Source organism: Pseudomonas sp. SBB6, from assembly GCF_024213215.1.
In the GTDB taxonomy this organism is placed as follows: domain Bacteria; phylum Pseudomonadota; class Gammaproteobacteria; order Pseudomonadales; family Pseudomonadaceae; genus Aquipseudomonas; species Aquipseudomonas donghuensis.
In genome coordinates, this window is the sequence record NZ_JANAVH010000008.1 from 21,982 (window position 1) to 35,398 (window position 13,417).

The 13,417-nt window shown below is 62.2% G+C and carries 14 protein-coding genes and 2 pseudogenes; 9 read left to right on the plus strand and 7 right to left on the minus strand.

The window, feature by feature from the left end; translation table 11 throughout:
• Positions 1–167: 167 nt before the first annotated feature.
• From NLX68_RS16580 to NLX68_RS16590, 3 genes and pseudogenes are all read left to right on the plus strand, one after another.
• Positions 168–653: pseudogene (locus NLX68_RS16580) on the plus strand (hypothetical protein); the annotation flags it as partial.
• 5 nt (positions 654–658) lie between these two features.
• Positions 659–1,220: pseudogene (locus tag NLX68_RS16585) on the plus strand (ABC transporter permease); the annotation flags it as partial.
• A gap of 19 nt (positions 1,221–1,239) precedes the next feature.
• Entirely contained in the window at positions 1,240–1,953 is a 714-nt protein-coding gene (locus NLX68_RS16590; protein WP_254284854.1) for a TOBE domain-containing protein, read from the plus strand.
• Between the two features lie 115 nt (positions 1,954–2,068).
• On the opposite strand, the gene ahpF is transcribed toward NLX68_RS16590, so the two are convergent.
• The 7 genes from ahpF to NLX68_RS16625 all read right to left on the minus strand — a co-directional run bounded on the left by ahpF (position 2,069) and on the right by NLX68_RS16625 (position 9,063).
• Positions 2,069–3,631, minus strand: a complete 1,563-nt coding sequence (gene ahpF, locus NLX68_RS16595; protein ID WP_036994787.1) for an alkyl hydroperoxide reductase subunit F — start codon at positions 3,629–3,631, stop codon at positions 2,069–2,071.
• A gap of 121 nt (positions 3,632–3,752) precedes the next feature.
• Positions 3,753–4,316 carry an alkyl hydroperoxide reductase subunit C gene (gene ahpC, locus NLX68_RS16600; protein WP_130264974.1) on the minus strand — a complete coding sequence of 188 codons (564 nt, stop codon included), beginning with the start codon at positions 4,314–4,316 and terminating at the stop codon, positions 3,753–3,755.
• Between the two features lie 239 nt (positions 4,317–4,555).
• Entirely contained in the window at positions 4,556–5,911 is a 1,356-nt protein-coding gene (gene gorA, locus NLX68_RS16605) for a glutathione-disulfide reductase (protein ID WP_254284855.1), read from the minus strand.
• An 89-nt stretch (positions 5,912–6,000) separates the two neighbouring features.
• Complete coding sequence (gene galU / locus NLX68_RS16610; RefSeq protein WP_010223914.1) at positions 6,001–6,840, minus strand: UTP--glucose-1-phosphate uridylyltransferase GalU; 840 nt, start codon at positions 6,838–6,840, stop codon at positions 6,001–6,003.
• Between the two features lie 189 nt (positions 6,841–7,029).
• Positions 7,030–7,932, minus strand: a complete 903-nt coding sequence (locus NLX68_RS16615) for a c-type cytochrome (protein ID WP_254284856.1) — start codon at positions 7,930–7,932, stop codon at positions 7,030–7,032.
• Positions 7,929–8,579: a cytochrome c gene (locus NLX68_RS16620; protein WP_254284857.1), complete on the minus strand. Its 651-nt coding sequence runs from the start codon at positions 8,577–8,579 to the stop codon at positions 7,929–7,931. Before NLX68_RS16620 ends, NLX68_RS16615 begins: the two co-directional genes overlap by 4 nt.
• Before the next feature lie 133 nt (positions 8,580–8,712).
• Entirely contained in the window at positions 8,713–9,063 is a 351-nt protein-coding gene (locus tag NLX68_RS16625; protein WP_254284858.1) for a hypothetical protein, read from the minus strand.
• 158 nt (positions 9,064–9,221) lie between these two features.
• On the opposite strand from NLX68_RS16625, the gene NLX68_RS16630 reads away from it, so the two are divergent.
• From NLX68_RS16630 to modC, 6 genes are all read left to right on the plus strand, one after another.
• Complete coding sequence (locus NLX68_RS16630; RefSeq protein WP_028941873.1) at positions 9,222–9,524, plus strand: DUF1883 domain-containing protein; 303 nt, start codon at positions 9,222–9,224, stop codon at positions 9,522–9,524.
• Between the two features lie 4 nt (positions 9,525–9,528).
• Positions 9,529–9,699: a hypothetical protein gene (locus tag NLX68_RS16635; protein ID WP_254284859.1), complete on the plus strand. Its 171-nt coding sequence runs from the start codon at positions 9,529–9,531 to the stop codon at positions 9,697–9,699.
• A 28-nt stretch (positions 9,700–9,727) separates the two neighbouring features.
• Entirely contained in the window at positions 9,728–10,801 is a 1,074-nt protein-coding gene (locus NLX68_RS16640; RefSeq protein WP_254284860.1) for a nitronate monooxygenase family protein, read from the plus strand.
• An 81-nt stretch (positions 10,802–10,882) separates the two neighbouring features.
• Positions 10,883–11,641 carry a molybdate ABC transporter substrate-binding protein gene (gene modA, locus NLX68_RS16645; RefSeq protein WP_254284861.1) on the plus strand — a complete coding sequence of 253 codons (759 nt, stop codon included), beginning with the start codon at positions 10,883–10,885 and terminating at the stop codon, positions 11,639–11,641.
• Positions 11,641–12,321 carry a molybdate ABC transporter permease subunit gene (gene modB, locus NLX68_RS16650; protein WP_254284862.1) on the plus strand — a complete coding sequence of 227 codons (681 nt, stop codon included), beginning with the start codon at positions 11,641–11,643 and terminating at the stop codon, positions 12,319–12,321. The genes modA and modB overlap by 1 nt, the downstream gene beginning before the upstream one ends.
• Positions 12,322–12,323: 2 nt before the next feature.
• Complete coding sequence (gene modC / locus NLX68_RS16655) at positions 12,324–13,412, plus strand: molybdenum ABC transporter ATP-binding protein (protein ID WP_254284863.1); 1,089 nt, start codon at positions 12,324–12,326, stop codon at positions 13,410–13,412.
• The last annotated feature ends 5 nt before the right edge of the window (positions 13,413–13,417 follow it).

Sequence of the window (13,417 nt, forward strand, 5' to 3'; positions counted from 1 at the left end):
ACGCCCGTGAACCGGCGCCGGGTGATAGCCGGTAGCCTGCAGCTTCTTGTCAAAAGTTTGGAATACCATGATATGACATCCCGTAGGCCGAAATACCTGTTGATGCTCCCCACTACAAGGCGGGCAACACAAAGCCCGCTCAAAACACAAGAAACGAGGGCGTACCTATGCTGTTCTCCAAACGCGCAAGCGCAGTGCTGGCTGCCAGCCTGCTGACATTGACCTGCCAGGGGGCCCTGGCCGCCGACAGCCTGAACTTCGTCAGCTGGGGCGGTACCACCCAGGATGCGCAGAAGCAGGCGTGGGCCGAGCCCTTCAGTGCCAGCAGCAAGATCCGCGTGGTCCAGGACGGCCCCACCGACTACGGCAAGCTCAAGGCCATGGTCGAAAGCGGCAACGTGCAGTGGGATGTGGTCGATGTCGAAGCGGATTTCGCCCTGCGTGCGGCAAGCGAAGGCCTGCTTGAGCCGCTGGACTTCAATAGCATCCAGCGTGATCGCCTCGACCCACGCTTCGTCTCCGATCATGGCGTCGGCTCGTTCTTCTTCTCCTTCGTCCTCGGCTGGTGGGGCGGTGGTGCGCAATCGCAGCAACTGCTGGCTTCCGGTGAGGCAAGCCTGGGCCAGTTCTGGAACGGCCGGGTCTACGCCCTGTGTTTGCCGTGGCCCTGGGCCTGCCCAGCGCCTTTGCCCTGGTGCGCGGGCGCTTCCCTGGCCGGGAGATGCTCTACGGCCTGTTCACCCTGCCGATGATCGTGCCGCTGGTGATCATCGCCGTGGCGGTGTACGCGCTGTTCCTCAAGCTCGGCTACACCGGCACGCTGTTTGCCTTCGTGGTCAGCCACGTGATCGTCGCCCTGCCCTTTACCATCATCTCGATCATCAACTCGCTGAAGCTGTTCGACCAGTCGATCGAAGATCGCCGCGGTGATCTGCGGCGCCTCGCGCTTGCAAGCGATCGTCAAGGTGACCTTCCCGGCGATTCGCCCGGGGATGATCGCCGGCGCGCTGTTCGCCTTCCTGGTGTCGTGGGATGAGGTGGTGCTCAGCGTGATGATGGCCAGCCCCAACCTGCAGACCCTGCCGGTAAAAATGTGGACCACCCTGCGCCAGGACCTGACCCCGGTGATCGCCGTCGCTTCGACGCTGCTGATCGGCCTGTCGGTGCTGGTGATGATGATTGCCGCCGCTCTGCGCCGGCGCAACCCGGTCAGCGCCTGAGCGCCTGGAGAACAACACGATGAGTGCAGTCCTCAACGACAAGCAACCGACCAGGCCCCTGGTCAGCCTGCGCAACCTGAACAAGCACTACGGCGATTTTGCCGCCGTGGACGACATCAGCCTGGACATCCAGGACGGTGAATTCCTCACCTTCCTCCTGGCCATCCGCAAACGCAGCGCCGCCGAACGCGACAAGCAGGTCGATGCCATGCGCCTGTCCCAGCGCATCGCCATTTTCAGCCACGGCAAGATCGTCGGCCTGGGCAGCGGTTACGACCTCTACCAGAACCCGCCGAATGCCTTTGTCGCCTCGTTTCTGGGCAACTCCAACTTCTTGCGGATCAAGGCCCATGGCAACGGCGCGGCGAGTTTCGAAGGGCAGCCGCTGGCGATGCGTCTTACCCCGGGGCTGGCTGAGGGGCAGGAGGTGCTGTTGATGGTGCGCCCGGAAAAAGCCCTGGCCCTGAGTGTCGAGCAAGCGGCGCGTGAAGCATTGCCAGCGGGCTGGAACGAGGTGACGGCCAAGGTCGGGGAAGTCTTGTTTCTAGGTGAGAGCCAGACCTGCAGCGTGCTGACCGCGGGCGGTACGGCGATGACGGTCAAGGCCTTGTCAGCGGCGGGGATGCCGATGCAGCCGGGCGATACGGTGAAGGTACGTTGGGCGGTGGCGGATGCTTGCGTCTATACCCAGTGGGCGGAGAGTGACCTGAACAAGGCCGCCGGGGCGCATTGAAGCCATCGCCGGCAAGGCCGGCTCCCACAAGGTTTGGTGTTGCTCTTGGGCTTGATGCTGGACCTGTGGGAGCTGGCCTTGCCAGCGATGGGCCGCAAAGCGGCCCCACAATCGATCAGGCTGGCGCCGAGGTGCGGATCAGGTGATCAAAGGCCGCCAACGAAGCCTTGGCGCCCTCGCCCACGGCAATCACGATCTGCTTATACGGCACGGTGGTCACGTCACCGGCCGCGAACACGCCCGGCAGGTTGGTCTGGCCGCGGGCATCGACGATGATCTCGCCGCGCGGGGTCAGCTCGACCGTACCTTTGAGCCAATCGGTGTTCGGCAGCAGGCCGATCTGCACGAAGATCCCTTCCAGCGCCAGGTCGTGCAGCTCATCACTGTTACGGTCCTTGTAGCGCAGGCCGTTGACCTTCTCGCCATCACCAAGCACTTCGGTGGTCAGCGCACTGGTGATCACCTTGACGTTCGGCAAGCTGTGCAGCTTGCGCTGCAGCACTGCGTCGGCGCGCAACTGGCTATCGAACTCGATCAGGGTCACCTGGGCGACGATACCGGCCAGGTCAATGGCCGCTTCCACCCCCGAGTTACCGCCACCGATCACCGCCACGCGCTTGCCCTTGAACAGCGGGCCATCGCAGTGCGGGCAGTAGGCAACACCGCGGCTGCGGTATTGCTGCTCGCCCGGCACGTTCATTTCGCGCCAGCGCGCACCGGTGGCGAGGATCACGGTCTTGGCCTTGAGCGAGGCACCACTGGCCAGGCGCACTTCGTGCAGGCCGCCGTCGGTGGCCGGGATCAGTGCTTCGCCGCGCTGCAGGTTGATGATGTCGACGTCGTACTGCTTGACGTGTTCTTCCAGGGCCATGGCCAGTTTCGGCCCTTCGGTTTCCTGCACCGAGATGAAGTTCTCGATGGCCATGGTGTCGAGCACCTGACCGCCGAAACGCTCGGCGGCAACACCGGTGCGGATGCCTTTACGGGCGGCATAGATCGCCGCTGCGGCGCCCGCCGGGCCGCCACCGACCACGAGAACGTCGAAGGCGTCCTTGGCGTTGATCTTCTCGGCCTGACGCTCACCGGCGCTGGTATCGAGCTTGGCGAGGATCTCTTCCAGGCCCATGCGGCCCTGGCCGAACACTTCGCCGTTGAGGTAGACGCTGGGCACGGCCATGACCTTACGGCTCTCGACTTCGGCCTGGAACAGCGCACCGTCGATGGCGACGTGGCGAATATTGGGGTTGAGCACCGCCATCAGGTTCAGCGCCTGGACCACGTCCGGGCAGTTCTGGCACGACAGCGAGAAGTAGGTTTCAAAGTTGAATTCACCCTTGAGCGCGCTGATCTGCTCGATCACCTCGGCGCTGGCCTTGGACGGATGACCGCCGACCTGCAACAGGGCAAGCACCAGCGAGGTGAATTCGTGGCCCATGGGGATGCCGGCAAAGCGCAGGCTAATGTCAGCGCCCGGGCGGTTCAGCGAGAACGACGGACGACGGGCGTCGCTGCCATCTTCACGCAGGGTAATCAGGTTCGACAGGCCGGCGATTTCCACCAGCAGGTCGCGCAATTCGCGGGACTTCGCGCCGTCATCGAGGGAAGCGACGATCTCGATCGGCTGAGTGACCCGCTCCAGGTAGGCTTTCAACTGAGTTTTAAGCGTGGCGTCCAACATACGGGCGATTCCTTTTTCAAACGGTAGAAATAACAACGCCCGGGCGAAAGCGCCCGGGCGTTTTGCAGGGCGGTGACAACGTCAGGTGCGGTAGACCACCGCCCTCGGCTGGCTCACGGTCTTAGATCTTGCCGACCAGGTCCAGCGATGGCGCCAGGGTCGCTTCGCCTTCTTTCCACTTGGCCGGGCAGACTTCGCCTGGGTGGGCGGCAACGTACTGGGCAGCCTTGACCTTGCGCAGCAGCTCGCTGGCGTCACGGCCTACACCACCGTCGTTGAGCTCGACGATCTTGATCTGGCCTTGCGGGTTGATCACGAAGGTGCCACGGTCAGCGATACCGGCTTCTTCGATCAGCACGTCGAAGTTGCGCGAGATGACGTGGGTCGGGTCACCGATCAGCGGGTACTGGATCTTGCCGATGGTGTCCGAGGTGTCGTGCCAGGCTTTGTGGGTGAAGTGGGTGTCGGTGGACACGCCGTAGATTTCCACGCCCAGGTCTTTGAACTGCGCGTAGTTGTCGGCCAGGTCGCCCAGCTCGGTCGGGCAGACGAAGGTGAAGTCGGCCGGGTAGAAGAACACCACGGACCATTTGCCTTTCAGGTCGGCATCCGAGACTTCGACGAACTTGCCCTGGTGGTAAGCGGTAGCTTTGAACGGTTTGACCTGGCTGTTGATGATAGGCATGAGTGACGCTCCTTCAGGGGGTTGAAAAAACTGATGGGAGAATCGTAGCCAATGCATTGGATTAATGCTCATTGGCAAAGCTCATGTTGGTGATTGGTTTTGGCTATAAGGCGGGGATATTAATAGAAGGGAATGATACTGAGGCTGCTGTGCAGCCTATTGCTGGCAAGCCAGCTCCCACAAAGCCAGTTGTACCTGTACCTGTGGGAGCCGGCCTTGCCGGCGATAGCGTACGCCGCTTAACGCGAAGGCGTACGCAAGGTGACGAACTCTTCGGCCGCCGTGGGGTGCACGCCAATGGTCTCGTCGAACTGTTGCTTGGTCGCCCCGGCCTTGAGGGCGATGCCCAGGCCCTGGATGATCTCGCCGGCGTCCGGGCCAACCATGTGGCAACCCAGCACACGGTCGGTGTCGGCATCGACCACCAGCTTCATCAGGGTCTTTTCCTGCACCTCGGTCAGGGTCAGCTTCATCGGCCGGAAGCGGCTTTCGAAGATCTGCACCTGGTAGCCCTGCTCCAGCGCCTGCTCTTCGGTCAGGCCAACGGTGCCGATCGGCGGCTGGCTGAACACTGCGGTGGGGATGTTCTGGTAATCCACCGGGCGGTACTGCTCTGGCTTGAACAGGCGCCGGGCGACGGCCATGCCTTCGGCCAGGGCCACCGGGGTCAGTTGCACCCGGCCAATGACATCGCCAATGGCCAGGATCGATGGTGCGGTGGTCTGGTACAGGTCATCGACACGAATGAAACCGCGCGGGTCGAGTTCGACACCGGTGTTTTCCAGCCCTAGGCTGTCGAGCATCGGCCGCCGGCCGGTGGCGTAGAACACGCAGTCGGCCACCAGTTCGCGGCCATCCTTGAGGGTGGCCTTGAGGCTGCCGTCGTCCTGACGCTCGATGCGCTGGATGTCGCTGTTGAACTGCAGGTCCATGCCGCGCTTTTGCAGCTCGTCCTTCAGGTGCTCGCGCACCCCGCCGTCGAAGCCGCGCAGGAACAGGTCGCCGCGGTACAACAGCGAGGTCTTGGCCCCCAGGCCCTGGAAGATCCCGGCAAATTCCACGGCGATATAGCCGCCGCCGACCACCAGCACGCGCTTGGGCAGGTCCTTGAGGTAGAACGCCTCGTTGGAGCTGATCGCCAGCTCCTTGCCCGGGATGTCCGGGATCTGCGGCCAGCCGCCGGTGGCAATGAGGATGTGCTCGGCGCTGTAGCGCTGGCCATCGATTTCCACCTCATGGGCGCCGGTCAGCTTGGCGTGGCCTTCGAGCAGGGTAACGCCGCTGTTGATCAGCAGGTTGCGGTAGATACCGTTGAGCCGCTCGATCTCGCGGTTCTTGTTGGCGATCAGCTGGCCCCAGTCGAACTGGGCATCTTCCAGCGACCAGCCAAAGCCTGCGGCCTGCTCGAAATCGTCGGCAAAGTGTGCGCCGTAGACCAGCAGTTTTTTCGGCACGCAGCCAACGTTGACACAGGTGCCACCCAGGTAGCGGCTTTCGGCAACCGCCACTTTCGCACCGAAGCCTGCGGCAAAGCGCGCAGCACGCACACCGCCAGACCCGGCACCAATCACGAACAGATCAAAATCGTAGGTCATCTCGATGCTCTCAAGCTGCAAGTCTCAAGCTACAAGCTACAAGAAAAAGCCACCCGAAGGTGGCTTTATCAAACCGCTAGCTACCAGGCTCAGTACGCTTTGCCGGTCTTGTAGAAGTTCTCGAAGCAGAAGTTGGTCGCTTCGATGTAACCTTCGGCGCCACCGCAGTCGAAACGCTTGCCCTTGAACTTGTAGGCAATAACGCAACCATCCTGGGCCTGTTTCATCAGGGCGTCGGTGATCTGGATCTCACCGCCCTTGCCCGGCTCGGTTTCTTCGATCAGTTTGAAAATGTCCGGGGTCATGATGTAGCGGCCGATGATCGCCAGGTTCGACGGGGCATCTTCAGGCTTTGGCTTCTCGACCATGTTGCGTACACGGTACAGGTCGTCGCCGATCAGGTCACCGGCGATCACACCGTATTTGCTGGTTTCCTGCGGGTCGACTTCCATGATGGCAACAATGGTGCAGCGGTACTGTTTGTACAGCTTGACCATCTGCTTGAGCACGCCGTCGCCTTCGAGGTTGACGCACAGGTCGTCAGCCAGCACCACGGCGAACGGTTCGTCGCCGATCAGTGGGCGACCGGTGAGGATCGCGTGGCCCAGGCCTTTCATTTCAGTCTGACGGGTGTAGGAGAACGAGCACTCGTCGAGCAGACGACGGATGCCGACCAGGTATTTTTCCTTGTCGGTGCCCTTGATCTGGTTTTCCAGCTCGTAGCTGATGTCGAAGTGGTCTTCCAGGGCGCGCTTGCCGCGACCGGTAACGATGGAAATCTCGTTCAATCCAGCGTCCAGCGCTTCTTCAACGCCGTACTGGATCAGTGGCTTGTTCACCACCGGCAGCATTTCCTTGGGCATGGCTTTGGTAGCAGGCAGGAAGCGAGTGCCGTAACCGGCTGCCGGGAACAAGCATTTCTTGATCATATACGTCCTTAACAAGGGCTTTGCGTACGAAATTCGGCGCAGTCTAATCAGGCGGCGGTCAGCTTACAATGCCCCACCACCTGGCGGCCGATGCCATGATAGAGAAATCCTGGGGTAGATAGTTCCCCAGGATCATAAATATTGCGCCGGTGAAAGACCACCGGCACATCACCAGGGGCTTTGTGCTACCTACATGCCCTGCCCGACCAGCACGCCGTCAACCTTCTGCCCATAGAGGTTCACGCCATCATTGGCATGGAACTTCAGCCGGGTTTTCTCGATCGAGCCGTCTACCAGGCGCGGGTCCTGCGGCCGCTCGTGGCGGTTGATGTACGCCGCCACATCCCAGGCCTGCTGGTCGCTCAAGCTGCCGGGCTGACCCAGCGGCATGTTGTGCTTGATGAAGGAGGCTGCGGTGTTGATCCGGTGCATGCCGGCGCCCCAGTTGTAGGAGTCTTTGCCCCATAACGGCGGCATCACGTAGTCCTTGGCCACTTTCTGCCCTTCGCCGTTGGCCCCGTGGCAAATGGAACACTGGGCCTGGTACACCTGCTCACCACGCTTGAAGTCATAGCCTTCAGCCGATTGCGGTACGTCCGGGTAGCCACGGCCAGCACTCTCGACGCCGATCGGCGCTTTGCTCGCCAGCCAGTAGGCATACACCGACAAGGCCGTCATCTGTGGGCTGTCAGCCGCTGGCGGCTTGCCGTTCATACTGAATTGAAAACAGCCCTGGATACGCTCGGCAAAGGTGTTGACCTTGTCGTTTTTTTTGCGATAGGCCGGGTACATCGGGTACGCGCCCCACAGCGGTGCCGAGTTGCCCAGGCGGCCCTGGTCGAGGTGGCAGTTGCTGCAGTTAAGGCCGTTGCCGACATTGTCAGGCATCAACCGCCGGGTATCGACGAACAAGGCATGGCCATCGCGGACCAGCTTGCCGAAGGCATTGTCAGGCAACTCACTCTCGGCAGGCGGGGTGAAGCTTGGTGCGCCAGGCGCAGGCTTGAGCTGCGACTGGTCTTCCATGGCAATCGGGGCGGCGTGAACAGTGCCAAGGTTCAGGGCCAAGGCGGCGAAAATCATCGGTTTCATGGCTTGACCTCCGGGCTGACGGGGTTGGCGAAATAGTTGGCCACAGCCTTGATTTCGTCATCGGTCATGGCCTTGGCCACGCCGACCATCAACTGATTGGGGTCGTTGCTGCGGCTGCCGTCGCGCCAGGCGTTGAGCTGGGCAATCAGGTAGCTTGCCGGCTGATGGGCCAAGGGTGGGAAATGCTCGCCAACACCCGCGCCTCCAGGCCCATGGCACTGCACACAACCGGGGATTTTGCGCTTCCAGTCGCCATACAACGCCAGCTTCTGGACCGGGTCGGCGGCCATTTGCTGGCGATGGCTGTCGCCGGCCGGTGCGCTGGGCATGGCCGCCAGGGTTGCGCTGACCGCCTGGATCTCCTCAGCGCTCAGGGCCTTGGCCAGCGGCTCCATGATCGGGTGCTTGCGGCTGCCATTCTGAAAATCATGCAGCTGCTTGCTCAGGTATGCCGCAGGCAGGCCGGCCAAGCGCGGGAACCCCGCCGGCGCGATACCCTTGGCGTCCGGGCCATGGCAGCCCAGACAGGCCATGGCGGCGGGGTTCTGGCCGCCCTGGGTAAAGATCTTTTGGCCGTCGGCGGCCTGTACAGCAGGCAGAGAAAACAGCAGCAGGCTGCTGATCAGGATGCGATCCAGTGGGATCATCACGGACTCCATTTTCTTGTTATAAGCTTAGGCTTAATAAGTATAAGCCTTTGGATAGTAGGCCTATACGCCGTGAGCTACAACGCAGAAAGATGGCTAGATGCCAGCTGAATCGGTTAGTTCGATCGCGGTGTTACCCGGAGATACAGCGTGTCGCTGCCGTCTTCACATCACCCAGGCGCAGCGGGAAATTGTTCAACCGCTCATACAGCTTGATGCTGCTGCCGCTGCCACGCTTGTCGATATCCACCAGCGCGGCCGGGCCGGCACCCACCTTTTGCGGCACGACCAGGCGCAAACCGTCGTGGCGTTCTTCCACGGCCAGCTGCCCGCGCGTCTCACTCAACTGCTGCTGCACGCAGTCGGCATATTCCTGGGGTTTCTTGCCAGAAATCACATTGAGGGTTTCCGGGCTGCGCTCCAGCTCCGACACACTTACACAGCCACCCAGCGTTACTGCCAACGCTGCTACGACCCACTTCATCAAGCACACCTCCACCACGGAAAAAGAATATGACCACACGCAGACCATTTCGCTCCCTTGATTGGCAGTTTTATCCTGGGCCTGGCATGAAGGCCGACAGTGTAACCGACATCATGGTATCGTTTTGATTTGCTGACAGATCCAATGCGGAGTGCAACATGAAATTCGTACACCAGCGCGAGCACCTCAACGAGGATGACATCGTGGTCATTCACTGCTCCCAGCGCTGTAATATCCGCCTGATGAACGACGCCAACTTCCGCAGTTTCAAGAACGGCGGCCGCCACACCTACCACGGCGGTGCCTTCGTTGACTTCCCGGCCAAGATCACCGTGCCCAGCACCGGCTTCTGGAACATCACGATCGATACCGTCGGCCCACGGGCCCTGTCGGCCGTGACCAAGCCGACCTTTACCCACACCATCAAGATCATTCGCCGTTCGTCGTCGAAGCTGAGATAAGCCCATGAGCCAGACCACCAAGTACGTCATCAAGTACAAGATCGATGGCGAGCAACGTTTCGACTTCGCCCAGATGACCAGTGATGCTCCCGAGCAAGTGCAGGCAGCGCTGCAACAGCTCCACGGCGAAGACGCCAAGAAAATCACTGATATCAAGGTGAGCAAAGCGCTGTAAAACCACCTCAGCACAAGGAACCCCAGGCATGCGCCAATGGCCGGACACCCGTCTCCTCGACCTGCTCGGTATCGAACTGCCGATCCTTCAGGCGCCAATGGCCGGTTCCACTGGCTCGGCCATGGCCATCGCCGTGAGCAATGCCGGCGGCCTGGGCTCGCTGCCTTGTGCAACCTTGAGCCTGGAACAGATCCGCGCCGAGCTTCAAGCCTTCCGCGAGGGCAGCAACGGACCACTCAACGTCAACTTCTTCTGCCATCAGCCAGCGCAGCCGGACCCTGCCCGCGACGCGGCCTGGAAACTGGCACTCAAGCCTTATTACGAGGAATTGGGCGCCGATTTCGATGCGCCGACGCCAGTGTCCAATCGCGCGCCATTCGATGACGCCACCTGCCAACTGGTCGAGCAATTCAAGCCGGCGGTGGTCAGCTTTCACTTCGGCCTGCCCGAAGCCTGCCTGCTCAAGCGGGTCAAGGCCACTGGCGCCAAGGTGCTATCCAGCGCCACCACCGTTGATGAAGCCCTGTGGCTGGAAGATCACGGCTGCGACGCAATCATTGCCATGGGCTATGAAGCCGGCGGCCATCGCGGGATGTTCCTTACCCGCGACCTCAATACCCAGGTCGGTACCCTGGCGCTGGTGCCGCAGGTTGTCGATGCGGTGAACGTGCCGGTGATTGCCGCCGGCGGCATTGGCGATCATCGCGGCATCGTTGCTGCCCTGGCCCTGGGCGCCTCGGCGGTGCAACTGGGCACCGCCTACCTGTTCTGCCCGCAAGCCAAGGTTTCGGCGGCCCATCGCCAGGCCTTGCACAGCGCCAAGGAAAGCGACACGGCCCTGACCAATCTGTTCACCGGGCGCCCGGCGCGCGGGATCAACACACGAATCATGCGCGAGCTGGGGCCTATGAGTGAGCTTGCGCCACACTTTCCGCTGGCTGGAGGTGCGCTGATGCCGCTGCGGGCAATCAGCGAGCCAAAGGGTAATAGCGATTTCAGCAACCTCTGGTCGGGCCAGGCGCTGCGCCTGGGTCAGGCGCTGTCGGCTGACGAACTGACGCGCACCCTGGCTGAAAAAGCCCTCGCCCAGCTCAAACGCTGAAGCAGTACTTCCCGTTGGTCGGGCATTCGCTATATATTCACCTATACAACGAATACCCCTCAGCCTGTGGAGCTGTTTTTCATGAGTAAGTGCGCACCGCGTTTTGCCATGGCCGCCCTGGCCACCTTCATGACCTTCAACAGCGCCTGGGCCGATGAGGTACAGGTGGCCGTCGCCGCCAACTTCACCGCGCCCATCCAGGCGATCGCCAAGGATTTCGAGAAAGACACCGGCCACAAGCTGGTTGCCGCCTATGGCGCCACCGGCCAGTTCTATGCGCAGATCAAGAACGGCGCGCCGTTCGACGTGTTCCTCGCCGCCGACGACAGCACCCCGGAAAAACTCGAGACTGAAGGCAATACCGTCAAGGGCTCGCGCTTTACCTACGCCATCGGCACCCTGGCGCTGTGGTCGGCCAAGGACGGCTATGTCGATGCCAAGGGCGATGTACTGAAGAAAAACCAGTTCAAGCACCTGTCGATCGCCAACCCGAAAGCTGCGCCGTACGGCCTGGCAGCGACCCAGGTGCTGGACAAACTGCAGCTGAGCGAGGCCACCAGGGCCAAGATCGTCGAAGGCCAGAACATCACCCAGGCCTTCCAGTTCGTCTCCACCGGCAACGCCGAACTGGGCTTCGTCGCCCTGTCGCAGATCTACAAGGACGGCAAGGTCAGCAGCGGCTCGGCCTGGATCGTGCCGTCCAACCTGCATGAGCCGATCAAGCAGGATGCGGTCATCCTCAATAAAGGCAAGGACAGCGCCGCTGCCAAAGCCCTGGTTGAATACCTCAAGGGGCCAAAAGCGGCTGCCGTGATCAAAGCCTACGGTTACCAAATCTGATGCCACTGGATGCCAGCGACCTCGGCGCTATCTGGCTGACCTTCAAGCTGGCCAGCCTGACCACGTTGATCTTGTTGCTGGTCGGCACCCCCATCGCCTGGTGGCTGGCACGCACCCGTTCGTGGCTGCGCGGTCCGGTGGGCGCGGTGGTGGCCCTGCCGCTGGTGCTGCCGCCGACAGTGATCGGCTTCTATCTGTTGCTGGCCCTGGGGCCCAACGGCTGGATCGGCCAGACCACCGAGGCGCTGGGCCTGGGCACCGTGGTGTTCAGCTTCAGCGGGCTAGTGATCGGCTCGGTGGTCTATTCCATGCCGTTCGTGGTGCAGCCGCTGCAGAACGCTTTCAGCGCTATCGGTGAACGGCCGCTGGAGGTGGCCGCCACCCTGCGCGCCAGCCCCTGGGACTGTTTCGTCCACGTGGTGCTGCCACTGGCGCGTCCAGGCTTCATCACTGCCAGTATCCTCGGCTTTGCCCATACCGTCGGCGAGTTCGGTGTGGTACTGATGATCGGCGGCAACATCCCCGACAAGACCCGGGTGGTCTCGGTACAGATCTTCGACCACGTCGAAGCCATGGAGTACCTGCAGGCCCACTGGCTGGCCGGGGCCATGCTGGTGTTCTCTTTCCTCGTGCTGCTGGCGCTGTACTCCAGCCGCCGGGGCAAATCGGCCTGGAGCTGAGCATGGCGGCGATGATTCATGCCCGATTGAAGCTTGCCCGCGACGACTTCAACCTGGACGTCGACCTGCAACTGCCCGGGCGCGGCATCAGCGCGCTGTTCGGCCATTCAGGCTCGGGCAAGACCACCTGCCTGCGCTGCCTGGCCGGGCTGGAGCGGGCCCCCGAAGCCTACATCGAGGTCAACGGCGAGATCTGGCAGGACTCGCGCCGCGAGCATTTCGTCGCCCCGCATCAACGCCCGATCGGTTATGTCTTCCAGGAGGCCAGTCTGTTCGCTCACCTGTCGGTGCGCGCCAACCTGACCTTCGGCTACAAGCGCATTCCCACCCAGCAGCGCAAGGTCAGCCTCGAACAGGCCTGCGCGCTGCTGGGCATCGAACACCTGCTTGAACGTAAGCCGGCGACGCTGTCCGGCGGCGAAGCCCAGCGCGTGGGCATTGCCCGGGCGCTGCTGAGCAGCCCGCAACTGCTGCTGATGGACGAGCCGCTGGCAGCCCTGGACGGCCCACGCAAGCGCGAGATCCTGCCTTACCTTGAGCGCCTGCACAGCGAACTGGACATCCCGCTGATCTACGTCAGCCATGCCCAGGATGAAGTCGCACGCCTGGCCGATTACCTGGTACTGCTGGAACAGGGCCAGGTCCAGGCCAGCGGGCCGATTGCCGCCACCCTCGCCCGCCTCGATCTGCCGCTGGCCCAGGGCGATGATGCCGGGGTGATCATCGAAGGCCAGGTCAGGGCCTACAACAGCGACTATCAGTTGCTCAGCCTGCAACTGCCACACAGCGACCTGCAGCTGCGCGTGGCCCACGAGCCGCTGGCCGTCGGCATGCCGTTGCGCCTGAAGGTCCAGGCGCGTGACGTCAGCCTGAGCCTGGGCGCCGACCAGCAATCGAGCATTCTCAATCGCCTGCCGGTGACCGTCAGCGGCCATCGCCCGGCCGACAACAGCGCCCATGTGCTGGTCAGCCTGGACGCGGCCGGCACCACCCTGCTGGCGCGCATCACCCGTTACTCCGCCGACCAGCTCAAGCTGCATGCCGGGCAAGCGCTGTGGGCACAGATCAAGTCGGTGGCACTGCTGGGCTAACCCTG

Bases quoted from the DNA above. Each gene is read 5' to 3' on its own strand.
- NLX68_RS16630 (WP_028941873.1), top strand. From the start codon at position 9,222: ATGAAATTCGTACACCAGCGCGAGCACCTCAACGAGGATGACATCGTG.
- ahpF (WP_036994787.1), bottom strand. From the start codon at position 3,631: ATGTTGGACGCCACGCTTAAAACTCAGTTGAAAGCCTACCTGGAGCGG.
- galU (WP_010223914.1), bottom strand. From the start codon at position 6,840: ATGATCAAGAAATGCTTGTTCCCGGCAGCCGGTTACGGCACTCGCTTC.
- NLX68_RS16615 (WP_254284856.1), bottom strand. From the start codon at position 7,932: ATGAAACCGATGATTTTCGCCGCCTTGGCCCTGAACCTTGGCACTGTT.
- modB (WP_254284862.1), top strand. From the start codon at position 11,641: ATGCCACTGGATGCCAGCGACCTCGGCGCTATCTGGCTGACCTTCAAG.
- ahpC (WP_130264974.1), bottom strand. From the start codon at position 4,316: ATGCCTATCATCAACAGCCAGGTCAAACCGTTCAAAGCTACCGCTTAC.
- NLX68_RS16620 (WP_254284857.1), bottom strand. From the start codon at position 8,579: ATGATCCCACTGGATCGCATCCTGATCAGCAGCCTGCTGCTGTTTTCT.
- NLX68_RS16590 (WP_254284854.1), top strand. From the start codon at position 1,240: ATGAGTGCAGTCCTCAACGACAAGCAACCGACCAGGCCCCTGGTCAGC.
- NLX68_RS16640 (WP_254284860.1), top strand. From the start codon at position 9,728: ATGCGCCAATGGCCGGACACCCGTCTCCTCGACCTGCTCGGTATCGAA.
- NLX68_RS16625 (WP_254284858.1), bottom strand. From the start codon at position 9,063: ATGAAGTGGGTCGTAGCAGCGTTGGCAGTAACGCTGGGTGGCTGTGTA.
- gorA (WP_254284855.1), bottom strand. From the start codon at position 5,911: ATGACCTACGATTTTGATCTGTTCGTGATTGGTGCCGGGTCTGGCGGT.
- modA (WP_254284861.1), top strand. From the start codon at position 10,883: ATGAGTAAGTGCGCACCGCGTTTTGCCATGGCCGCCCTGGCCACCTTC.
- modC (WP_254284863.1), top strand. From the start codon at position 12,324: ATGGCGGCGATGATTCATGCCCGATTGAAGCTTGCCCGCGACGACTTC.
- NLX68_RS16635 (WP_254284859.1), top strand. From the start codon at position 9,529: ATGAGCCAGACCACCAAGTACGTCATCAAGTACAAGATCGATGGCGAG.